Here is a 24806-nt window from a genome sequence, read left to right as displayed (position 1 = left end):
CATGGATGGATTATATATCTTATGGAGTGAAACAGGGTTAGCTAACTTTACTCTTGGTCAGTTGTTGATGACCACTGTTGGATGCGGGTTATTATTTTTAGCCATTCGCAAAGGTTTTGAACCATTACTGTTATTACCGATTGGTTTTGGCGCAATTCTCGCGAATATTCCAGGTGGCGGCTTTACTGATGAAGGGGGATTACTCTACTACATCTATTATGCGGGGATCGAAACGGGTATTTTTCCGTTGTTGATTTTTATGGGTGTTGGCGCGATGACCGACTTTGGTGCATTGATTGCCAATCCGAAAACACTGCTACTTGGTGCGGCTGCTCAAGTCGGAATTTTTGCCACGCTATTTGGTGCAATTCTATTAAATGCGATTCCTGGTATGGAGTTTACTCTTGCGGATGCATCATCGATTGCCATTATAGGTGGTGCAGATGGCCCAACCGCTATATTTTTAGCCAGTCAGTTATCACCGGATCTTTTAGGTGCTGTCGCCGTTGCTGCTTATAGCTACATGGCGTTAGTCCCTATCATTCAACCACCAATCATGAAAGCATTAACAACAGAAGCTGAACGAAAGATTGAGATGCGGCAGTTGCGACATGTCCACAAATCAGAAAAAATCTTTTTTCCATTAGTGGTGCTGCTCTTGACGATCTTCTTCTTACCCGCAGCAACGCCATTGGTTGGAATGTTTTGCTTCGGGAACTTGATGCAAGAGTGTGGGGTAGTTGATCGACTTTCTAGTACGGCAAAAAATGAGTTAATTAATATTGTAACCATCTTTTTAGGCTTGGGGGTGGGTTCAAAATTACAGGCTGAGCAGTTTTTGCAATTTGAAACTCTAGGTATTTTATTATTAGGTGCTGCGGCATTTAGTATTGGTACTGCGGGTGGACTATTAATGGCTAAATTGCTGGCAAAATACAGTGATGAGCCAATCAATCCATTAATCGGTGCAGCTGGCGTTTCTGCTGTACCGATGGCGGCTCGAGTGGTTAATAAAGTCGGTTTAGAGGCGAATCCACAGAACTTTCTCTTAATGCATGCAATGGGGCCAAACGTTGCTGGAGTGCTTGGTTCTGCTGTTGCAGCTGGTGTTCTATTGGCATTAGTCGGGTAAGCTAATCGAATTTACTCCATACTTAATACGATAATGAGAGCTTAACTTTGCTATTTTTGAAAATAGTCGAGTTGAGCTTTGTTTATTTAATTTGAAAGAATTCATTGAACTGATCCTATGATATAAACTCTTACTTCAACGAATAAGGGAGTATCGATTTTTTTTATGTTTGATTGGTTATTAACTGATGGGGGGCTTTGGGCGCTTTTCTCTACTGGGTTCTTGAGTGCAACATTGCTCCCTGGTGGTTCTGAAGCACTGCTTATTGCACTCCTGTCACAACAGACATTTTCACCATTGATCTTAATTCTAGTGGCAACATTAGGCAATACATTGGGTGGTCAAACTAACTACTGGCTGGGCCGGTTGATCCCTAATAAAGAGCAATTTCAAGATCAAAACTCTTCAAATAGCAGTAAAAAATCCAAGTTGAGTAAAAAGTCACTGCAATGGCTACATAAATATGGCTATTGGGCACTATTATTAAGTTGGCTACCAATCATTGGTGATCCACTCTGTGTTGCTGCGGGTTGGCTACGAATGAATCATTGGTTGGTATTATTACTGATCTTTATTGGTAAATTACTGCGCTATAGTTTTATTGGGTTAATTATTTTAGGAATACTTTAGGAGTCTCATGTGAGCCATAGATGGAAAAGCACTAAACAGATCTGCCTACTTCTTTTTTCAGCTCTTATTTTAAGTGGCTGTAACCTTCTCTCTCAAGGTAATGATAAACAGCCGTTACCACCAGGAGTGAAATTACTTGAAACGGTCACTGCAAATGATAGCAATCAGATTGTTATTCCTTATTCTAAATATCAATTGGAGAATGGTTTAACGGTTGTTCTTGCACAGGATCACTCTGATCCTCTTGTTCATGTTGATATGACTTATCATGTTGGTTCTGCCCGTGAAGAGGTAGGGAAATCGGGCTTTGCTCACTTCTTTGAACATATGATGTTTCAAGGATCGGAACATGTCGGCGATCAACAACATTTTAAAATCATTACCGAATCGGGCGGAACGCTGAACGGTAGCACGAATCGCGATCGCACTAACTACTATGAAACGATTCCAGCGAATCAATTAGAAAAAGTGCTGTGGCTAGAGTCGGACAGAATGGGCTTTCTACTTGAAGCTGTTTCTCAGAAAAAGTTTGAAATTCAACGTGCCACGGTAAAAAATGAACGAGCACAACGTTACGATAATCGACCTTATGGCTTAGTGTATGAGAAGATTGGAGAAGCGCTATACCCATTAAATCATCCATACTCTTGGCAGACGATTGGTTACGTACAAGACCTAGATCGGGTTAATGTTAACGATCTTAAAGCCTTTTTCCTTCATTGGTATGGTCCAAATAATGCGACATTAACCATTGGTGGTGACTTTGATAATGCGAAAACACTGGCTTGGATTAATCAGTACTTTGGTTCTATTCCTAAAGGACCTGAAGTGAATAATGCACCAAAACAACCGGTCTTACTTGAAAGTAATCGCTTTATCACGTTAGAAGATCGTATTCGTCAACCAATGCTAATGATGGCATTCCCAACCACGTTTATGGGTGATAAAGATCAATCAAGCTTAGATATGCTAGCAGCATTGTTAGGCGGCAGTAAAAGTAGTTTGTTGTATCAAAATCTAGTGAAGACTGGTGATGCGATTGATGCGGGGGCTTACAGTGATTGCGGCGAATTATCATGTACTTTCTATGTTTATGCGATGGGAGACAGTAGCGAAAAAGGAAATTTAAAACGATTACGCAGTAAAGTGATGGAAACATTGGTTGAATTTCAAAAACAAGGTACAACAATTGAAGCCCTGAATCGAGTCAAAGGGGAAGCTGAAGCCTCTGCTATTTATGGGCTACAAAGCGTCAGTGGAAAAGTATCTCAATTGGCGGCTTATCAAACCTTCTTTGGTAATCCTAACCATTTAGCAACAGAGTTAAGTGAGCTTAAAGCTGTTCATGTTGAGGATATTAATCGTGTTTTTAATCAATATATTGCGGATAAACCTGCGGTTAACTTGAGCGTAGTACCAAAAGGAAAATTAAACCTTGTTGCCGCGCCACAAAACTTTGAGCCACCAAAACGTATTCTTCCTGATTATAAAAAACTCGATGCTAAGAGTATTGTATTACGTGAACCCGTTGATAACTTTGATCGCTCAGTGATGCCAAAAGCCAGTGGCCCGGTCAATATTACAATGCCTGAATTATGGCGTGCAGAGTTAGCCAATAAAATTAAAGTTCTAGGCACGGAATCTAAAGAGGTTCCTATCGTAAGCTTTCAGCTTTCTCTTCCCGCAGGGCATCGTTACGAATCGCCAGAGCAGGCTGGTTTAGCACAACTGACCGCCGCAATGATGGATGAGGCGACAAAAAATTATTCGGCAGAAGATATTTCAGCACAACTTGAAGAGCTGGGAAGTAGTATCTCATTTTCAACGGGTAACTATACAACTGTGATGAGTGTTTCCACTCTCGCTGTTAATCTTGATAAAACCTTAACATTAGTGAAAGAGCGCTTGTTTGAACCGGCAATGAGTCAGTCTGATTTTGATTTTGTTAAGAAGCAAGCATTGGATGGCATTGAATACCAACAGCAGAAACCAACGTGGAAAGCGAGCCAAGCAACCCGCGAACTGCTCTTTGGTCAATCAATTCTAGGGCAACCTGTTGATGGTTATAAATCGACGATAAGTCAATTAACTCTTGATGATGTGAAGCAGTTCTATCAACAACACTATACCCCTGTTGGGGCAACGATTGTTGCTGTCGGGGATATTACAGAATCAGAACTCTTGCCTAAGTTGGCCTTTATCTCTGATTGGCAAGGTAAAGCCGTTGCGTTGCCAAAGTTAGGGAAGTTGGCTGATAAAAAAACACAATCGATTTGGTTAATTGATAAGCCGAATGCTTCTCAGAGTGTGGTTCGTTTGGTGAGACGAGGATTACCTTATGATGCAACGGGAGAGTTGTATCAAATCCAGTTAGCTAATTTTGTCCTTGGTGGTAACTTTAATAGCCGTATCAACCTAAATCTGAGAGAAGACAAAGGTTATACTTATGGTGCAGGAAGTTATATTTCAGGAAGCAAAGAGGTTGGTGCGATTGTCTTTGATGCTCAAGTAAAAGCCGATGCAACCGCTGCGTCTATTGAAGAGTTTATCAATGAGATGAATGAGATCTCAATTAGTGGTGAAACTGAAAAAGAACTCGACTTTATGCGCATGGCAGTCGGTCAAAAAGAGGCGTTAAAATATGAGACGCCAAGTCAGAAAGCCGCTCTATTAAGTCGAATTCAAACTTATCAACTTGCAGATAATTATGTTGAAGTTCAGAATAAGATTGTTGCAACTATCACATTGGATAAAATTAACCAATTAGCAACAAAATGGTTTAAACCGGAAGATTATCAAATCATCGTTGTTGGCGATAAGGAAAGATTATTGCCACAGTTGAAACCGTTAGAATTACCGGTTGAAGTGATAACTATTGATAAACCATAGCGCAAAATAGCAACAAAAAGAGTGCAATAGCGTTCACTCTACAGACAAAAAAACTGAGTTTAATTTATAATTAACTCGGTTTTTTTCTTTTATAATGGATTTAGTGTTGATAACCCTTTATCCTTATTTCATTAATTAAGTATTAACAAAGAGATATGGCTGTGACTGATTTTGCTTACAAGCTACAACAAGTAGCGCACAATTCAGACTTATTGAGTAAAATCGGACGTGGGCTCGAAAGAGAAGCGTTACGAATTAATAGTGAAGGTGATATCTCTAATCTCCCTCATCCGACTCCATTAGGTTCTGCTTTTACTAATCGCTGGATTACCACTGATTATGCAGAGTCATTATTAGAATTTATTACTCCTGTTAGTTCTAGTGTTGACACACTCCTTAATCAGTTAATGGATATTCATAAATACACTGTCGATAATTTAGCTGACGAAAAGTTATGGCCGCTTTCGATGCCTTGTTACATTGGCAATGAAGATGATATTACGTTAGCGCAGTATGGCTCTTCAAATAGCGGTAAGATGAAGACTCTTTATCGTGAAGGGTTAAAACGCCGTTACGGCAGTGCGATGCAGATTATTTCTGGTGTCCATTTTAATTTTTCTTTCCCTGAGCAGTTGTGGGATGTGCTTTATGGTGAGCAGAATGAAGAGGAACGAAAAGCCTCTCGATCAGATGCTTATTTTTCTGTTATTCGTAATTATTACCGTTTTGGCTGGTTAATTCCTTATTTCTTTGGTGCATCTCCAGTACTTTGTCCCTCTTTTATTAAAGAAGAGGAGAGTCAGCATCAATTCAGCAAAACCCAAAGTGGCGCTTATTATTTGCCTTATGCGACAGCACTTCGCTTAAGTGATTTAGGCTATACCAATAGTGCGCAAAGTGAGCTTAATATTGGCTTTAATAGCATTGAACAGTACATTGATGGCGTTAAGCGTGCGATTAAAATGCCATCGGCTGAATTTGCGAAATTAGGTGTTAAAGAGAATGGCGAATATCGTCAACTTAACAGCAATATTCTTCAAATTGAGAATGAACTGTATGCGCCTGTTCGTCCAAAGCGTGTTACTAATGCCGATGAAAAGCCTTCTGACGCACTGCAACGAGCTGGGGTTGAATATATTGAGGTTCGCTCACTCGATGTCGATCCATTTAGCCCGATTGGAATCTCTGAGCAGCAAGTCTGTTTCTTAGATCTTTTCCTATTCTGGTGCTTATTGACGCCATCTGATGACATGGATAGTGTAGAGCTTGAGTGTTGGGGTAAAAATTGGAACAAGATTATTCTAGAAGGGCGTAAACCTGGCTTAGAGTTAAATATTGGTTGTAATCAAGAGTCCTTGACTCAACAGCAGTGGGGCAAGAATGTCATGGCTGAGTTACAACAACTTGCAACGCTATTTGATCAAGTTAATCAAAATACCCAATATAGTGATGTTTGTAATCAACTAAATGAAATGCTTGATCATCCAGAGTTAACTCGTTCAGGTCAATTACTTGCTGAGGTCATAGATAAAGGTGGGATTCGTGGTGCCGTTTCACCATTAGCCGCGAAACATAAAGAGAAATTAAATCAGCATCAATATGCCTTTTATAGTCAACAGCAGTTTGTCGATGAAGCTAAGTTTTCCGTGGTTAAACAACAAGAGATTGAACAGCAAGACAGTGTCGATTTTGATCAATTCTTAACAGATTATTTTGCATATCTATCAGAGTAACTGTCGGTTAACGAGTCAATATGGCTCAAATAGAGTACGCTTAAAAAGTAAGTAATTTCAGTGGCAGACTTAAATCACTTATTATCAAAAATAACAAAGGGCAAGGGAGAACATTAATGCCATTATTAGACAGCTTTACCGTTGATCATACAAAAATGATTGCACCTGCAGTACGTGTTGCAAAGATCATGCAAACGCCAAAAGGCGATACGATTACGGTATTTGATTTGCGTTACACAAAGCCGAATGAAGATCTGTTAACCGAGCGTGGTATTCATACCCTTGAGCATCTTTATGCTGGTTTTATGCGTAATCATTTAAATTCTGATAACGTTGAGATTATTGATATATCACCAATGGGTTGTCGTACTGGTTTCTACATGAGCCTAGTAGGAACGCCCTCAGCAGAGTCTGTTGCTGAGGCGTGGAAGTTATCAATGGAAGATGTGCTTAATGTTGAGTCTCAAGATAATATTCCAGAGCTTAATGAGTATCAGTGTGGTACTTATAATATGCACTCCCTTTTTGAAGCGAAAGTGATTGCTGAGGTGGTATTAAAGGCGGGTATTGGTATTAACCAGAATGATACATTATCGCTTTCTGAAGAGCAGTTAAAGTCTTTGGCTACTCACTAATAATAGCTTTAAGATAATAAAAGAGGCGCTTGATTATCAAGCGCCTCTTTTTTAATCCAGCGTATATTTATACTCAAAGCTATTGTTGTCGCTCGACTGCGAACGAACGCAGTCAACAACCTAGCAGCTTCAAGTATGAACGATATAACTGATGTATCTCAGAGGTTACTGTTCCAGTGGAGTAGCAAAGCTATCGCTAATTGGGTAATCACCAGTAAGAGTCATTAGTTTATTTTGATCATTAAAAGTCGCAATTAGATTTTTCTGTACTGGCTTATTATGGCCTGGCTTATGGTAATAAACATAATACCAAGTATTAGGGTCACTCTGTTCAATCAACATTGGGGTTCCCAATACAAAGCGCACTTGCTCCTTTGTCATCCCTACATGCAAAGTATCAATACTCTTTTGTTCAACAAAGTTTCCTTGGTTGATATCAATCTTATAAACCAGTCTTTCAATAACCGAACAGCCACTCAATAGCGCTAATGCCATTGTCATTGCGGCAACATTTTTTAAACGCATAGCATCCCAGCAATCATGAATAGTAATAGTAGAGATAATAAACAAGCTTGAGACAGAAGTAAAAGCAACCAGAGTAACTTTTTTGATATTCAGTACGATAAGTTGAACCGTTACTCTTTTTTCTTAATTAAATACGATTTACCCGGCTCTCTATTGCTTCAAGTTAAGCCGCCACTAATAACTCTTTGGCATTGGCTAAGGTAGTTTCTGTAATTTTATCTCCAGCGAGTAAACGAGCTAACTCTTTTACTCGTGCCTTTTCAGTCAGCAAATTCATGGTGGTCTCTGTCGATTTATTATCACTCTTTTTTGCCACAAAGAGTTGTTGATGCCCTGAACCTGCTACTTGAGGTAGATGTGTGACGCAGATAACTTGTGTCGATTTCCCTAGAGTTCTTAACATTCGTCCGACGACCGCGGCTGTTGGGCCACTGATACCAACATCTACTTCATCAAAGATTAAGCTTGGAGTTTCAACTTTCTGTGCAGTAATAACTTGAATAGCAAGAGATATACGAGAAAGCTCACCACCCGATGCGACTTTTGCTAAACATTGAAGAGGTTGCCCCGGGTTAGTTGAAACCTGAAATTCAATTAAATCGATCCCTAAAGGTGTAGCATGATGTTCTGGATCTGAAGTGATTTCGATATTGAATTGACCATTTTCCATACTTAAATCGTGCATGCTGGCCGAAATATATTCGTTTAATTCTGTCGCGTAGCGTCGACGACTTTTAGTTAACTTTTCTGCACATTTGAGATAAGAAGCCCATTGTGTTTCAAGATTTTCTTTTAATTCATCGAGGGCTTCATCACCATTGTCTAAACTTTCTAGTTGTTGAGACAAATCTTGATGATGTTGAAATAACTCAACGGGTTGAACTTGATGTTTTCGAGCCAATGACATCACCTTACCTATTCGCTCTTCAACATAACTTAATCTTTCTGGATCAAGTTCGATATTATTGAAGTAACGTTGCAGGTTCTGTCCAACTTCTTCTATTTGAATCACTGCATCATTGACCATGGTATTGAACTCTTCCGTTGAACTGTCTAACTCATTCAGTTCGCCAAGATGGTTAGTTGCGCGTTGAAGAAGCCCCAATGCATTTTCTTCCTCTGATTCATAAAGAACATTAAGTAGGGTTTGGGTTAAAGAGACAAGTTGTCCGCTATTTGACAGCAAGATATGTTCTGACTCTAACTCTTGATATTCACCATCGATTAAGCCTAATTCATTAAGTTCTATTACTTGATAGCTAATTAATTGACGTTGAGCTTCATTTTCTTCACGATTTTGTTGGCGCTTTTTGAGTTCATTTTTTATCTGACGCCATAATTGGTACTCTTTACGGCAACGGTTCAATAGTTGATGATGACCTGCATATTGATCAAGCATGCTTAATTGATACTCTTTTTTCATCAACTGCTGGTGGGCATGTTGGCCATGAATATTAATTAACTGCTGACCAAGGATTTTTAGTTGAGATGCTGGCACAGGGCTGCCATTGATATAACCGCGAGAACGACCTTCTTTAGTGACAATGCGACGTAGTAGACACTCATCACCATCGGCTAAATCATTTTCGATTAACCAATTTCTCGCTGTTAAATTATCTTTTAATGAAAAACTGGCGGTAAGTTCAGCCTTATCTTCATTTGGGCGAACCACCGAAGATTCACAACGATCCCCTAAACAAAGACCTAATGCATCAATGGCAATAGATTTACCTGCACCTGTCTCACCTGTAATAGTTGTCATACCATTATTGAGTTCTAGATCCAGTGATTTAACGATAGCAAAATTTGAGATAGTCAGATTCGTTAACATAATTACACCCTGTTTAAATCAACACCTGATTTTATATACAGTATAAACTCAATTTGTATTCAGTAAATATTAAATCGTCATTTTTTTTGTTGAAATTGACAAAAAAGGCTAAAAAAGTCGATCGAAATCACTTTTTTAGCCTTAAGAGGGTAAGATTTGATGATGCGTGGATAATTAGAATAGCTTACTTGACCAACCTAGCTTGCTTCTTAACACATTGTAATAATTATAATCTTTTGGGTGGAGCAGGTTTAACGTTGCATCACTTTGGTAAATATGGATTTCATCACCTGGGGAGACGGGAAGTGATACTTGTCCATCACAACTGACTTCTAGTGTGCCGCGGTTATTGGGAGAAACCACTAATTTAATTTTCTGCTCACCAGAGATAACAAGAGGTCGACTAGATAAGGTATGTGGAAACATTGGGACTAAATTAATCGCATTAAGGTGAGGTGCTAAAATACTCCCACCACCAGAAAGTGAATAAGCGGTGGAACCTGTTTGAGTCGAGATAATCAAGCCATCAGATCGTTGTGAAAAAGCAAAATGATTATCGATATAAACCTCAAACTCAATCATACAAGCGATTTTACAAGGGTGTAAAACGACTTCATTAAGCGCAGAATTTTGACTTTTTATTTGATTATGGCGATGGATCTCACATTCAAGCAAATAACGATGATCAACAAGGCAGTCACCAGTTAATACTTCTTGCAGTGGTTCTTTAAAATTATCAGGGGCTAGATCGGTCAAAAAACCTAAGTTGCCACGATTAACTCCAATCACGTAAATTTCAAAGCGAGAAAGAACTCGGGCTGCCCCTAGCATGTTTCCATCACCACCAATAACGATGGCAAGATCGGCTTTTTGACCAATCTCAATTAAAGACGCTAATTCTGAAGACTCAAATTCAAAGCAGTCAATTAATCGATCTTCGACTAAAATCTCAGTCCCTTGTTGCTTTAACCAATTGTAGATTTGTTGGTGAGTGGTGGTTGCACTTGGATCCCTAGGGCGACCAACCAACGCTACAGTTTTGAATTTTTGAGCCATAATTTATGTTCCAATCTCAACATTTTTTCCAAGTATAACGATCAATAACGCAATTTGTTGCTTTTTGTTCCTCTTCTCGGCTTGATTCGGCGGAGAACGTCCCCATAATAATCGCTAAGAGTTTTTGATTCCTACTTGTTATTCGTATTTGTGATACCTAGCAGGAATTTTTGTATCGATTTTTTTGGAGTTACCATGAGCACTGAAGATAAAAAAGTAGCAGAAGAGCAAGCAGCACAAGACCTACAGAATGCACAGCCAGAAGTTGAAGTGGTTGAAGAAGAATTTATATCTGAGGAAAGTTCTGAGGAGCAAGCTGAAATAGAAAATGAAGAGCTTGATTCTCGTCTTGCCACTTTAGAAGCTGCACTTGAGCAAAGTGAAAATCGTATTCATGAACAACGTGACTCTGTACTTCGTGCAAAAGCAGACGTAGAAAATATGCGTCGTCGTAGCACGCAAGAAGTAGATAAAGCACGTAAATTTGCTTTAGAGCGCATCCTTAATGACCTACTTCCTGTTATTGATAATATGGAACGTGCCATTGAAGCTTCCGATAAAGAGAACGAAGCAACCAAAGCGATTGTTGAAGGTGTAGAACTAACATTAAGTTCACTACTATCAACGGTCGATAAAAACGGTCTTAAAGTGATAGCTCCTGAAGTTGGTGATGGTTTTAACCCAGAATTACATCAAGCGATGTCTATTCAAGAAAATCCAGACCTTGCACCGAACAGTGTCATGCTTGTAATGCAAAAGGGTTATGAGCTAAATGGACGTATCATTCGTCCTGCAATGGTTATGGTTTCTAAGTAACTAATAATCAATTGAAATATTAAGTGAATATAAATGAATGATAAAAAACCTGCACTTTTTTGTAGGTTTTTTTATTTTTCCCCTTGAAAAGCAAAACAACGCCCTCATTTATATTCCATACGAGATTGAACGCGAGTCAATCTAGCCTTGAAGAACGAAGAGCGCATCCAAAATAGAGTTGGTATCGCGTTATAAATAATTTATTTGGAGAAAACCTGATGGGTAAGATCATTGGTATTGATTTAGGTACAACTAACTCTTGTGTTGCAGTTTTAGATGGCGATCAGCCTCGTGTTATTGAGAATGCTGAAGGTGAACGCACAACCGCTTCTATCATCGCATATACGCAAGATGGCGAAACATTAGTTGGTCAACCAGCAAAACGCCAAGCAGTGACTAACCCAGAAAACACACTGTTTGCAATTAAGCGTCTTATTGGTCGTCGTTTTGAAGATGAAGAAGTACAGCGTGATTTAGAAATCATGCCATACAAAATTGTTAAAGCAGACAATGGTGATGCTTGGGTTGAAGCGAAAGGCGAAAAAATGGCCGCTCCTCAAGTTTCTGCTGAAGTACTTAAGAAGATGAAGAAGACTGCTGAGGATTTCCTTGGTGAGAAAGTAACCGGTGCTGTAATCACTGTTCCTGCTTACTTCAACGATGCACAACGTCAAGCAACCAAAGATGCTGGTCGTATCGCAGGTCTAGAAGTTAAGCGTATCATCAACGAACCAACTGCAGCGGCACTTGCTTACGGTTTAGATAAAACAGGTGGCGATCGCACTATCGCAGTTTATGACCTTGGTGGTGGTACATTTGATATCTCTATCATCGAAATTGATGAAGTTGATGGCGAGAAAACATTTGAAGTTCTTGCAACAAACGGTGACACCCACTTAGGTGGTGAAGATTTCGATAACCGTATGATCAACTACTTAGTTGACGAGTTCAAGAAAGAGCAGAGTATCGATCTTCGTAACGATCCTCTAGCTATGCAGCGTCTAAAAGAAGCAGCAGAAAAAGCAAAAATTGAGCTATCTTCTGCACAACAAACTGACGTGAACCTGCCTTACATCACTGCTGATGCAACAGGTCCTAAGCACATGAACATCAAAGTAACACGTGCAAAACTTGAGTCTCTAGTTGAAGACCTAGTTGAGCGCTCTCTTGAGCCACTACGTGTAGCACTTAAAGATGCAGAGCTTTCTGTTAATGATGTAAACGACATCATCGTTGTTGGTGGTCAGACTCGTATGCCTTTAGTTCAAGCTAAAGTAACTGAGTTCTTCGGTAAAGAGCCACGCCGTGACGTGAATGCTGATGAAGCTGTTGCACTAGGTGCAGCTGTTCAAGGTGGTGTACTTGCTGGTGACGTTAAAGATGTACTTCTATTAGACGTAACGCCTCTATCTCTAGGTATTGAGACTATGGGTGGCGTAATGACTAAGCTAATCGAGAAAAACACAACGATTCCAACAAAAGCGAATCAAGTATTCTCAACAGCAGAAGACAACCAGAACGCAGTAACTATTCATGTTATCCAAGGTGAGCGTAAGCGTGCACTAGATAACAAATCTCTAGGTCAATTTAACCTAGAAGGTATCCAAGCAGCACAACGTGGTACGCCACAAATCGAAGTAACATTCGACCTTGATGCTGATGGTATCCTACACGTATCTGCAAAAGATAAGAGCACAGGTAAAGAACAGAAGATCACTATCCAAGCTTCTGGCGGCCTAAGTGATGCAGATATCGAGCAAATGGTTCAAGATGCTGCTGCAAACGAAGAAGCGGATAAGAAATTTGAAGAGCTAGTTGCAGCACGCAACCAAGCTGATCAACTTGTTCACGGTACGCGTAAGCAGATCACTGAAGCAGGCGAAGCATTACCCGCTGAAGAGAAAACTAAGATCGAAGCAGCTGTTACTGAACTAGAAGAAGCATCAAAAGGCGAAGATAAAGAAACGATTGATGCTAAAGTTCAAGCGCTTATCGAAGCGTCTAAAACGCTAATGGAGATGGCACAACAACAAGCTCAAGCACAGCAGGCTCAACCTGAAGGTGCAGAGCAGTCAGCTAAGCAAGATGACGTTGTCGATGCAGAATTCGAAGAAGTAAAAGACGAGAAAAAATAAGCCGCATTAAGTTGTGATTATTAGTACTGCGGGCGTTTGAGGAGACTCATGCGCCCGCGGTTATATCTAGAATAGGTAATACTCCCGATGTCTAAACGTGATTATTATGAAGTGCTTGGTGTAGAAAAATCTGCGACCGAGAGAGAGATAAAAAAGGCTTATAAACGCCTAGCGATGAAGTTTCACCCTGACCGTACAGGTGGTGATGAAGAATCAGCTGAAAAGTTTAAAGAAGTAAAAGAAGCTTACGAAATATTAACTGATGAGCAAAAGCGTTCAGCTTATGACCAATATGGTCATGCCGCATTTGAACAAGGTGGCATGGGCGGAGGCGGTGGCTTCGGTGGCGGTGCTGACTTTGGTGATATCTTCGGTGATGTATTTGGTGATATGTTTGGCGGTGGGCGTCGAGGTGGTCAATCAAGAGCGCAACGCGGTTCAGATTTACGCTATAACATGGAACTCACTTTAGAAGAAGCTGTGGGTGGTTGCTCTAAAGAGATCGAAGTTCCAACGCTAGTTGGTTGTGAACCTTGTGACGGTTCAGGTGCTAAGAAAGGCACATCTGCATCAACCTGTCCTACCTGTCATGGTAGCGGTCAAGTTCAAATGCGCCAAGGTTTCTTTGCTGTTCAACAAGCTTGTCCACAATGTCATGGCCGCGGTAAGATCATCTCTGATCCTTGTACTAGCTGTCATGGTGAAGGACGAGTCGAACAGACTAAGACCCTTTCTGTGAAAATTCCAGCTGGTGTTGATACTGGTGATCGCATTCGTCTTTCTGGTGAAGGTGAAGCAGGAGAACATGGTGCGCCCGCTGGTGATCTATACGTTCAAGTTCATGTTAAAGAACATCCAATTTTTGAACGTGATGGAAATAATCTTTATTGTGAAGTGCCGATTAGCTTTACGATGGCAGCATTAGGTGGGGAAGTTGAAGTTCCAACCCTAAATGGTCGAGTCAGCTTAAAAGTACCTAAAGAGACACAAACTGGTCGTATGTTCAGAATGCGTGGTAAAGGCGTGAAATCTGTTCGTGGCGGTGGTGTAGGTGACTTAATCTGTAAGTTAGTGGTTGAAACGCCTGTTCATTTAAGTAACAAACAGAAAGCGTTACTGAAAGAGCTTGAAAAATCATTTGACGGTAGTGCTGCATCGAAAAAGCATAAGCCAAAATCTGAAGGTTTCTTCGACGGTGTGAAAAAGTTTTTTGATGACCTAACCAGTTAATCTTAAAATTACAACAAATTAGTATTTATTAAGAACCAATGATTATCTTGCATATGTAAGGTCATCATTGGTTTTTTTATAGTTAAAAATTAGCGTATATTGAAAAGTGATAAATAATCAATAAAGTTAGCGAATTAAACCTAAAGGAAAGAATATACCTAAAGTAAGAAGGGTATATATCTACACTATTGTAAGGAGACAATCATATGAGAAAATTAAGATCATCCTTGGCGCTTATCTCTACATTTATTGCATCATCTGTCCTTGTTGGTTGTGAATCATCACCGACAGGACGAAATCAAGTGTTACTTTTCTCAGGCTCTGAAATGTCACAGCTCGGTGCTCAATCATTTGAAGAGTTAAAAAAGAACACCAAAATCAGTCAAGACCCCAAGGTTAATCGTTATGTGCAATGTGTTGCTAAATCGATTACAGATAGCATCCCTAAACAATCAGATTTTGATGCTTGGGAAGTGGTGGTATTTGATAGTGAACAAGTTAATGCATTTGCTCTCCCAGGCGGTAAAATAGGTGTTTATACTGGGCTTCTTAATGTGGCGAAAACGCAAGATCAACTGGCGACTGTTATTGGTCATGAAATAGCGCATGTCTTAGCTGAACATAGTAATGAGCGAGTCTCTCAATCGCAGTTAACCAATATGGGATTACAAATTACGAGTGTGGTCTTACAAACTACAGAGTATTCTCAGTATCATGATATGACAATGGGGGCACTGGGGCTTGGTATGCAGTATGGCGTACTTTTGCCTTATGGTAGAACTCAAGAATCTGAAGCTGATATTGTCGGATTAGAGATCATGAGTAAAGCCGGTTATAACCCTCAGGCAAGTATCTATTTATGGCAAAATATGGCAAAAGCCGCTGGAGGGAATCAACCACCAGAGCTGCTATCTACCCATCCTTCTCATGACACTCGGATTAGAGATCTCGCTGAAAAAATTAAAACACTCCCTCAATCACCAACGGCAAAACCTCGCTGTTAAAGATAAAGCTAACATTTTTGTAATTATCTTTGTATTCAATAAAGCGAAGATAATTACTTCCTTGGTGAATAGCAGTAATAATAAAACTAAGATTTACCGCCCCAGTTCCTGATTTCGAACATTATCTTGTATCTCTTACAGCTTGTTTTGAGTGTTCGATCGCAAAGATATTGTTACTTCTCGCGGCAAGTAAGGTAAATCAACACACTAGTTATCTACTTTTTCTAATAACGAGAATGAAGGTATGTTAAATAGAGATGCGATAAATCAAAAGGGTTTTACTCTATTAGAGCTTATTGTTGTGACAACGATTTTATCAATGATGATGTTACTCAGTTGGAGTCAAATTAATACCGTGTTACAACAACAAAAACTTTATCTTTTAGCTATTCAGCTCAAAGCGTTTATTCAACATCAACGTCGACAAGCGATACTACTGAAGCAGCCGCGTTACATCCTCTTTTTGCAATCTAGCGAATCTTCTTGTTTATTAAGCTCACCAAAGCCAGATTTATTAATAAATAATTGCCAATCAAACGACCGGGTTAAACAAAGAGATATTCTAGATCTCGTTGTTACATCATCATTGAGTCTTTCTCGCTATACCGAAAATGATAAACGTCCATTAACACCGGGCTTATTATTTTACTTCTATCGTCATGCTGGAGATAGTAGTCAAAATTATAGACTCGTCTTCCAATTAAACAATCAACCTAACATTAATGCCGGAATCAGGATCACCCATAATGGAAAAGTTCGACTCTGCTCTTCAATGAAAAATTATTCAATGGAAATATGTTAATAACTTAAAGTTAGAGATAGAGGGATATTTTGATATTAGAATGGAGTAATGAATAAATAAAACATGAGAATGACCAGCAAAAATCAACACGGTTTTACACTTTATGAGCTTTTGCTTACGACAGTATTGCTCTCTCTCTTTATTGGAATGTTTTTTACTACCTTACAGTCTCAATCTAAATTTAACTCAAAATTAATGATGCGGCTAAATATGCAGGCTGAAATAGTGACATTATTGGCATTAATGAAGCACGATATGACTCAAACAGGCTTTAAGCTGCAATATAATGATCAACCGACCATCATTAACTCTCATTGCATTCTTTTTAGTTATCGACAACAGCAACAGCTTATAAAAGGGGGTATCGATGGGATGAGAAAAACCAAACACTAGAACGCTATCGACCTTATGGTACGTTAAATAATTGGCGTTGCGATGGTGCATATTGGTTAGATCTTAACTCAAGTCAATTTTCAGTTTCTAATTTAAATTTCAAGCAGAAAAATAAAGTTATTATGATAAATCTAGAGTTAAAAAAAGATAAATTCACAATATCTCAAGCAACAACACTCTATTTAGTCAATAAAATAAACTAAAAATGGAGGGATATGTGTGTATTTTAATGATCGACATTTTAAAGAGCAGTACCTCCTGAGTAAATGTGCAATTAGAAAGAAAAAAGAGACAGGAGCGACTATTTTATTGATGAGTTTAATGCTTTCACTGTTTCTTACTTACTCTATTATTAAGATCACTGCTGTTCAAATTAACGAACAACAGGCTATTTCACTTTACCGTCAAGGATTAACTCAATATTGGCAGCAAATAGGAGAGATTAATTGCATTCAGAAACAACTTAGAAATTGGTGGGATGAACAACAAATGAATGTTGATCTTCTTCGTCAAAATTCTAATTCCAATCACCAACAAATTTATAGTTTGCTATCTTCTCTCTCTTTTTCTTTGTGTGGGGTTCGACAGAGTTCTTGGAGCAGCTCTGGAAAGAATGACGGTGAGTTGCATTTTGAGGGTAAATTTACCTTAAGTGATAAGCAAGTTATGGATGCAAACCTTAAATTAAAAGAATTACAGATATTAAAGATGAGTTTCTATTGGTGATATATGAGGACGAATATAAAGCATTTTAAGCAACAAGGAGCATCGCTGTTAGAATTAATAATAAGTATCACGATTCTATTGATTATTATTTCTAGCTTATTAAGAGTATCGAGCCAAATGATAAACATAGAGAAACGATTTAAAGACGAGTTGTTAGTTATTCATTATGTAGATAAAGGGATGTATGAACTCATTGATAATCAGACTCATTGCCATATAACAAAAAATAGCGCTATAAATAAAGGTGTTAATTTAGAATGTTCCTTAACGTTTGATCAAAATGGCTTGTTGTTCTTAAGAATAGAAGGAGTAAGTCGGAGAGATAAAACGATAAAATTTAAGTTAAGTAGTAAAATAATCGAATGATTTGATGTTTTTTGTTGTAAAAAACAGCGTTACGCCCCTTTTTTAACCGCTTGATTAAAAAAGTGTGATTTATTTCAAAAAAGCCCTTGCCAACTGATCAGAACTCCCTATAATGCACATCCATCGACACGGAGCACAACGCAAACAACGGTTAGCGAAGTGACCGAGAGTTAGTTAGAAGCTAACCTTTATTGTCGATATGCTCTTTAAAAATTTAAAACTTATGAAATCTGTGTGGGCACTCGTTATCGAGAATCAACAAAAAGATTACTCAATGAACTGAGTGACCAATACAGTGTAAAACATAATTTATTATGGATTATACTGGCACAGTCAATTCACTATCATTCTGTTGGAATGATAGTAGCTTTAAGATTACATTCTTTATTTATAAAGAATTAGTTTTGAAGTCAGTATTCGTTGAGCCGTTTCGAAAGAAACAACAAAACTTTAATTGAAGAGTTTGATCATGGCTCAGATTGAACGCTGGCGGCAGGCCTAACACATGCAAGTCGAGCGGTAACAGAGAGTAGCTTGCTACTCTGCTGACGAGCGGCGGACGGGTGAGTAATGCTTGGGAAGTTGCCTTAATGAGGGGGATAACTATTGGAAACGATAGCTAATACCGCATAATTCTCTACGGAGCAAAGCAGGGGACCTTCGGGCCTTGCGCATTAAGATACGCCCAAGTGGGATTAGCTAGTTGGTGAGGTAATGGCTCACCAAGGCGACGATCCCTAGCTGGTCTGAGAGGATGATCAGCCACACTGGAACTGAGACACGGTCCAGACTCCTACGGGAGGCAGCAGTGGGGAATATTGCACAATGGGCGAAAGCCTGATGCAGCCATGCCGCGTGTATGAAGAAGGCCTTAGGGTTGTAAAGTACTTTCAGCAGTGAGGAAGGTGGTAAGCTTAATACGCTTGCCACTTGACGTTAGCTGCAGAAGAAGCACCGGCTAACTCCGTGCCAGCAGCCGCGGTAATACGGAGGGTGCGAGCGTTAATCGGAATTACTGGGCGTAAAGCGCATGCAGGCGGCCTATTAAGTCAGATGTGAAAGCCCGGAGCTCAACTCCGGAAGGTCATTTGAAACTGGTAGGCTAGAGTCTTGTAGAGGGGGGTAGAATTTCAGGTGTAGCGGTGAAATGCGTAGAGATCTGAAGGAATACCAGTGGCGAAGGCGGCCCCCTGGACAAAGACTGACGCTCAGATGCGAAAGCGTGGGTAGCAAACGGGATTAGATACCCCGGTAGTCCACGCCGTAAACGATGTCTACTTGAAGGTTGTGGCCTTGAGCCGTGGCTTTCGGAGCTAACGCGTTAAGTAGACCGCCTGGGGAGTACGGTCGCAAGATTAAAACTCAAATGAATTGACGGGGGCCCGCACAAGCGGTGGAGCATGTGGTTTAATTCGATGCAACGCGAAGAACCTTACCTACTCTTGACATCTACAGAAGCCAGCGGAGACGCAGGTGTGCCTTCGGGAACTGTAAGACAGGTGCTGCATGGCTGTCGTCAGCTCGTGTTGTGAAATGTTGGGTTAAGTCCCGCAACGAGCGCAACCCTTATCCTTGTTTGCCAGCACGTAATGGTGGGAACTCCAGGGAGACTGCCGGTGATAAACCGGAGGAAGGTGGGGACGACGTCAAGTCATCATGGCCCTTACGAGTAGGGCTACACACGTGCTACAATGGCGCATACAGAGGGCTGCAAGCTAGCGATAGTGAGCGAATCCCAAAAAGTGCGTCGTAGTCCGGATTGGAGTCTGCAACTCGACTCCATGAAGTCGGAATCGCTAGTAATCGTGGATCAGAATGCCACGGTGAATACGTTCCCGGGCCTTGTACACACCGCCCGTCACACCATGGGAGTGGGCTGCACCAGAAGTAGATAGCTTAACCTTTCGGGGAGGGCGTTTACCACGGTGTGGTTCATGACTGGGGTGAAGTCGTAACAAGGTAGCCCTAGGGGAACCTGGGGCTGGATCACCTCCTTAACGATTTGATATTTCGTGATGAGTACCCACACAGATAACATAAGTTTTAGCTCTTTAACAATTTGGAAAGCTGACTAGTAAACTCGTTAGTGATTTTTTAATCATTAATAAGTTGAAAAGTAATAATTGTTTATTCGAAAGAATAAACGAGTTCTCAACACAATACACATTCAAGTGTCTTGTATTCAAATTAACATCATTGATGTTAATTCTATATTGAGTCCGGCAAACGATAATCAACATTACCCTGTTGATTATCAACAATCAAAAACCTTGGTTGTTTGAACATACATAAGACTCTTTCGGGTTGTATGGTTAAGTGACTAAGCGTATACGGTGGATGCCTTGGCAGTCAGAGGCGATGAAGGACGTGCTAACCTGCGAAAAGGGTTGGTGAGCTGGTAAGAAGCGTTATTAACCAACCATGTCCGAATGGGGAAACCCACTTAGCATAAGCTAGGTATCCTATAGTGAATTCATAGCTATAGGAGGCAAACTCGGGGAACTGAAACATCTAAGTACCCGAAGGAAAAGAAATCAATTGAGATTCCGACAGTAGCGGCGAGCGAACTCGGATTAGCCCTTAAGCATAGTTAGAGTTAGGTGAACACGCTGGAAAGCGTGGCGATAGAGGGTGATAGCCCCGTAGCCGAAGAGTCTAATTAAGTGAAATCGAGTAGGACGGGACACGTGGTATCCTGTCTGAACATGGGGGGACCATCCTCCAAGGCTAAATACTCCTGACTGACCGATAGTGAACCAGTACCGTGAGGGAAAGGCGAAAAGAACCCCTGTGAGGGGAGTGAAATAGAACCTGAAACCGTATACGTACAAGCAGTGGGAGCCTCTTTTATGGGGTGACTGCGTACCTTTTGTATAATGGGTCAGCGACTTATATTCAGTGGCAAGGTTAACCGTTTAGGGGAGCCGTAGGGAAACCGAGTCTTAACTGGGCGACACAGTCTCTGGATATAGACCCGAAACCGAGTGATCTAGCCATGGGCAGGTTGAAGGTTGAGTAACATCAACTGGAGGACCGAACCGACTAATGTTGAAAAATTAGCGGATGACTTGTGGCTAGGGGTGAAAGGCCAATCAAACTCGGAGATAGCTGGTTCTCCCCGAAAGCTATTTAGGTAGCGCCTCGGACGAATACTACTGGGGGTAGAGCACTGTTAAGGCTAGGGGGTCATCCCGACTTACCAACCCTTTGCAAACTCCGAATACCAGTAAGTAATATCCGGGAGACACACGGCGGGTGCTAACGTCCGTCGTGGAGAGGGAAACAACCCAGACCGTCAGCTAAGGTCCCAAAGTTGTGATTAAGTGGGAAACGATGTGGGAAGGCTCAGACAGCCAGGATGTTGGCTTAGAAGCAGCCATCATTTAAAGAAAGCGTAATAGCTCACTGGTCGAGTCGGCCTGCGCGGAAGATGTAACGGGGCTAAATCACACACCGAAGCTACGGCAATATAGCTTGCTATATTGGGTAGGGGAGCGTTCTGTAAGCGGTTGAAGGTGTATCGAGAGGTATGCTGGACGTATCAGAAGTGCGAATGCTGACATGAGTAACGATAAAGGGGGTGAAAAGCCCCCTCGCCGGAAGACCAAGGGTTCCTGTCCAACGTTAATCGGGGCAGGGTGAGTCGACCCCTAAGATGAGGCTGAGAAGCGTAATCGATGGGAAACGGGTTAATATTCCCGTACTTTTTACGACTGCGATGGGGGGACGGAGAAGGCTAGGTGGGCCTGGTGATGGTTATCCAGGTTCAAGTGCGTAGGCGGAAGGTTTAGGTAAATCCGGACTTTCTTAACGCTGAGACACGATGTCGAGCTACTAAGGTAGTGAAGTCATTGATGCCATGCTTCCAGGAAAAGCCTCTAAGCTTCAGGTCGTAAGAAATCGTACCCCAAACCGACACAGGTGGTCGGGTAGAGAATACCAAGGCGCTTGAGAGAACTCGGGTGAAGGAACTAGGCAAAATGGTACCGTAACTTCGGGAGAAGGTACGCTGCCGGCGGTGATGGGACTTGCTCCCTAAGCTGCTGGCAGTCGCAGATACCAGGTGGCTGCAACTGTTTATTAAAAACACAGCACTGTGCAAAATCGAAAGATGACGTATACGGTGTGACGCCTGCCCGGTGCCGGAAGGTTAATTGATGGGGTTATCTTCGGAGAAGCTCTTGATCGAAGCCCCGGTAAACGGCGGCCGTAACTATAACGGTCCTAAGGTAGCGAAATTCCTTGTCGGGTAAGTTCCGACCTGCACGAATGGCGTAATGATGGCCACGCTGTCTCCACCCGAGACTCAGTGAAATTGAAATCGCAGTGAAGATGCTGTGTACCCGCGGCTAGACGGAAAGACCCCGTGAACCTTTACTACAGCTTGGCACTGAACATTGACCCTACATGTGTAGGATAGGTGGGAGACTTTGAAACCGCGTCGCCAGATGCGGTGGAGTCAACCTTGAAATACCACCCTTGTATGCTTGATGTTCTAACGTTGGTCCCTAATCGGGATTGCGGACAGTGCCTGGTGGGTAGTTTGACTGGGGCGGTCTCCTCCCAAAGAGTAACGGAGGAGCACGAAGGTGGGCTAATCACGGTCGGACATCGTGAGGTTAGTGCAATGGCATAAGCCCGCTTGACTGCGAGAATGACAATTCGAGCAGGTGCGAAAGCAGGTCATAGTGATCCGGTGGTTCTGAATGGAAGGGCCATCGCTCAACGGATAAAAGGTACTCCGGGGATAACAGGCTGATACCGCCCAAGAGTTCATATCGACGGCGGTGTTTGGCACCTCGATGTCGGCTCATCACATCCTGGGGCTGAAGTCGGTCCCAAGGGTATGGCTGTTCGCCATTTAAAGTGGTACGCGAGCTGGGTTTAGAACGTCGTGAGACAGTTCGGTCCCTATCTGCCGTGGGCGTTGGAAGATTGAAGGGGGCTGCTCCTAGTACGAGAGGACCGGAGTGGACGAACCACTGGTGTTCGGGTTGTCATGCCAATGGCATTGCCCGGTAGCTAAGTTCGGAATCGATAACCGCTGAAAGCATCTAAGCGGGAAGCGAGCCCTGAGATGAGTCTTCCCTGGCACTATAAGTGTCCTAAAGGGTTGTTCGAGACTAGAACGTTGATAGGCAGGGTGTGTAAGCGTAGCGATACGTTGAGCTAACCTGTACTAATTGCCCGTGAGGCTTAACCATACAACACCCAAAGGGTTTTGATGGGCTCAAAAGAATACGACTCGACGAGTCAAAAGATACTTGAATGAAGTATTGAGAATATTATTACGAATTATCAGACTTTCCAAATTTCGTTAAACGCGAATATTCGCGGTTAACAACAAAATTTGCTTGGCGACCATAGCATTGTGGACCCACCTGACTCCATTCCGAACTCAGAAGTGAAACACAATCGCGCCGATGGTAGTGTGGGGTCTCCCCATGTGAGAGTAGGTCATCGCCAGGCTTCAAATTCTCTGCTTATGCAGACAGTAAAAAACCCAGCCTTTGGCTGGGTTTTTTGCGTTTGGTTTTTTAAATATTTCAGCATTGCTATTTAAGGCTACTTTTAAGGTTATTGTTATAGGAAGAAATAAATAATTTATCATCCTAGTTGGTGCTTCATGATATATAACTGTTTTTATGTAGATTTATCTTTGTAACTTGATGGTGCTAGTTGAGGGTTTTCACTGCTATTTTCATCTTCACTGTTACCTTCTTGGATAAAATAGCCTGAAATATTAGCCGTACCATCCGTATTTTCAGTGACGACTATCTCAATAAGTTTTTTAAAATTTCGTCCTACATTACCTTTTTCTTGATCAAGCGTAATATTATTTTTACCTATGTAGAAACACCTTCTGCATTATCGAGTTTTATCTGCAATTCTGCTGTTTCTTTTTTATTTCCCTTAAAGTAATTAACCCCAAAAACGTACTTTCCGGGTAGCAGTGAGTCACAGCGAGCATAATAGTGTTCAGGACCATAACTTGAGGTATCATCAACATCTAGTTCACCGACATCTCCTACTCTATTGCCATAAAAAACCATATTACCCATTGGCTCAATCACATGGAGATCGACATCAGGTTCTTCTCCCCAAGTAAGAGTTGCGGTGATCAAACCATCTTTAACTTGTGGTTCAGGATGAGTCGTTTCTTCTATAGCCTTCCAAAAAAAATAATCAATATTTTTTCTAGATGGTAATGGAAAACGGAAATATCCTATATCAAAATTGTGGTTCAAAGTATCTCTATAATCATAAAGAGGAAGAAGATCATTTTCGATATTACTTTCTCTTGCTCCTAAATTAGATCTTAAATAGTTAATAACTCTATCATCATGAGCTGTTTGATAAGGAGTATCTATTCTTATATCATTAGAGGCAGAGGCAACGCCAATAACAGAAAGACTATTATTATATATATTGGTTAATGTTTTATATGCTTGGTCAGCAAAAATATTCCCTTGACTATGAGCAATCATAACCGTTTTAGCACCTTCCAATAAAGAAGTTTCAACTATTCGGGTTATATTAGTATTTGTATTAAATAGCCTTATATACCTGGCTTTAATTGAAGCTAAATTGTTAATTATTTCTAAATCATACTCACTTCCATTGTTTTGAGTTTTTTATTTTGAATATATTTTTCATATAAACTATCTGATGTAACATTAATTAAATTTAATTCTTGAGATTTTTGTATAAATACTTCTTCAATATCCTCATTTAAACCAAAACTATGATTATAAGCTAAAGAAAAATGAATGTTTTCTGAACTATAATCTAATTTAAATTTGTTAAAATACTCACGGTAAAGGAGGTGCCTAGATCTTTCAGCTTTTTTAAATGAGTTATTAACGCCATTAATAAATATAATATTAGTAACTTTATTGTTTT

At 40.8% G+C, this 24806-nt stretch carries 17 protein-coding genes and 3 rRNA genes; 16 read left to right on the top strand and 4 right to left on the bottom strand.

Annotation, left to right across the window (positions count from 1 at the left end; all coding sequences use genetic code 11):
• Position 1 precedes the first annotated feature (1 nt).
• From L0B53_RS05250 to luxS, 5 genes are all read left to right on the top strand, one after another.
• Complete coding sequence (locus L0B53_RS05250; protein ID WP_235061102.1) at positions 2–1132, top strand: sodium ion-translocating decarboxylase subunit beta; 1131 nt, start codon at positions 2–4, stop codon at positions 1130–1132.
• A 165-nt stretch (positions 1133–1297) separates the two neighbouring features.
• A complete protein-coding gene (locus tag L0B53_RS05245) occupies positions 1298–1762 on the top strand; it encodes a YqaA family protein (protein WP_235061101.1) in 465 nt (154 codons plus the stop codon).
• A 9-nt stretch (positions 1763–1771) separates the two neighbouring features.
• Complete coding sequence (locus L0B53_RS05240; protein WP_235061100.1) at positions 1772–4651, top strand: pitrilysin family protein; 2880 nt, start codon at positions 1772–1774, stop codon at positions 4649–4651.
• Between the two features lie 155 nt (positions 4652–4806).
• Entirely contained in the window at positions 4807–6384 is a 1578-nt protein-coding gene (gshA, locus tag L0B53_RS05235) for a glutamate--cysteine ligase (protein WP_235061099.1), read from the top strand.
• A gap of 116 nt (positions 6385–6500) precedes the next feature.
• Positions 6501–7019, top strand: a complete 519-nt coding sequence (luxS, locus tag L0B53_RS05230; RefSeq protein WP_235061098.1) for an S-ribosylhomocysteine lyase — start codon at positions 6501–6503, stop codon at positions 7017–7019.
• Between the two features lie 165 nt (positions 7020–7184).
• Here luxS and bamE read toward each other — a convergent pair whose 3' ends face one another.
• The 3 genes from bamE to nadK form a co-directional block, all read right to left on the bottom strand.
• Positions 7185–7544, bottom strand: coding sequence for an outer membrane protein assembly factor BamE (gene bamE, locus L0B53_RS05225; RefSeq protein ID WP_235061097.1), 360 nt, complete (start codon positions 7542–7544; stop codon positions 7185–7187).
• Between the two features lie 163 nt (positions 7545–7707).
• The gene (gene recN, locus L0B53_RS05220) at positions 7708–9375 is read right to left on the bottom strand and encodes a DNA repair protein RecN (protein WP_235061096.1); all 1668 of its coding nucleotides are present in this window, start codon (positions 9373–9375) and stop codon (positions 7708–7710) included.
• A gap of 174 nt (positions 9376–9549) precedes the next feature.
• Complete coding sequence (gene nadK, locus L0B53_RS05215; RefSeq protein ID WP_235061095.1) at positions 9550–10431, bottom strand: NAD(+) kinase; 882 nt, start codon at positions 10429–10431, stop codon at positions 9550–9552.
• A 195-nt stretch (positions 10432–10626) separates the two neighbouring features.
• Here nadK and grpE point away from each other — a divergent pair, with 195 nt between their 5' ends.
• From grpE to rrf, 11 genes are all read left to right on the top strand, one after another.
• Positions 10627–11247, top strand: a complete 621-nt coding sequence (gene grpE / locus L0B53_RS05210) for a nucleotide exchange factor GrpE (protein ID WP_235061094.1) — start codon at positions 10627–10629, stop codon at positions 11245–11247.
• A 218-nt stretch (positions 11248–11465) separates the two neighbouring features.
• Positions 11466–13382 (top strand): molecular chaperone DnaK, encoded by a 1917-nt coding sequence (gene dnaK, locus L0B53_RS05205; RefSeq protein WP_235061093.1) that lies wholly within the window; start codon positions 11466–11468, stop codon positions 13380–13382.
• Positions 13383–13469: 87 nt separating this feature from the next.
• Positions 13470–14612 (top strand): molecular chaperone DnaJ, encoded by a 1143-nt coding sequence (dnaJ, locus tag L0B53_RS05200; RefSeq protein WP_235061092.1) that lies wholly within the window; start codon positions 13470–13472, stop codon positions 14610–14612.
• Positions 14613–14818: 206 nt separating this feature from the next.
• Positions 14819–15616, top strand: coding sequence for a M48 family metallopeptidase (locus L0B53_RS05195; protein WP_235061091.1), 798 nt, complete (start codon positions 14819–14821; stop codon positions 15614–15616).
• Positions 15617–15860: 244 nt separating this feature from the next.
• Positions 15861–16418 carry a Tfp pilus assembly protein FimT/FimU gene (locus L0B53_RS05190; protein ID WP_235061090.1) on the top strand — a complete coding sequence of 186 codons (558 nt, stop codon included), beginning with the start codon at positions 15861–15863 and terminating at the stop codon, positions 16416–16418.
• Between the two features lie 69 nt (positions 16419–16487).
• On the top strand, positions 16488–16811 hold the full coding sequence (locus tag L0B53_RS05185) for a prepilin-type N-terminal cleavage/methylation domain-containing protein (RefSeq protein ID WP_235061089.1): 324 nt from the start codon (positions 16488–16490) through the stop codon (positions 16809–16811).
• A 219-nt stretch (positions 16812–17030) separates the two neighbouring features.
• Complete coding sequence (locus tag L0B53_RS05180; protein ID WP_235061088.1) at positions 17031–17537, top strand: hypothetical protein; 507 nt, start codon at positions 17031–17033, stop codon at positions 17535–17537.
• 3 nt (positions 17538–17540) lie between these two features.
• Positions 17541–17903, top strand: coding sequence for a prepilin-type N-terminal cleavage/methylation domain-containing protein (locus tag L0B53_RS19565; RefSeq protein WP_409202819.1), 363 nt, complete (start codon positions 17541–17543; stop codon positions 17901–17903).
• 451 nt (positions 17904–18354) lie between these two features.
• Positions 18355–19900: ribosomal RNA gene (locus tag L0B53_RS05175) — 16S ribosomal RNA — on the top strand.
• Positions 19901–20213: 313 nt separating this feature from the next.
• Positions 20214–23107 (top strand): 23S ribosomal RNA (locus tag L0B53_RS05170).
• 149 nt (positions 23108–23256) lie between these two features.
• Positions 23257–23372: ribosomal RNA gene (rrf, locus tag L0B53_RS05165) — 5S ribosomal RNA — on the top strand.
• Together the 16S, 23S and 5S rRNA genes form the textbook arrangement of a ribosomal RNA operon.
• Positions 23373–23749: 377 nt before the next feature.
• Here the strand turns inward: rrf and L0B53_RS05160 are convergent.
• Positions 23750–24391, bottom strand: a complete 642-nt coding sequence (locus tag L0B53_RS05160) for a YfaP family protein (RefSeq protein ID WP_235061087.1) — start codon at positions 24389–24391, stop codon at positions 23750–23752.
• Positions 24392–24806 lie beyond the last annotated feature (415 nt).

Origin of the sequence: Vibrio sp. SS-MA-C1-2 (assembly GCF_021513135.1) — a bacterium.
Classification (GTDB): domain Bacteria; phylum Pseudomonadota; class Gammaproteobacteria; order Enterobacterales; family Vibrionaceae.
Note: the sequence above shows the minus strand (reverse complement) of the source record. Positions and strands in the feature narration are given on the sequence as shown.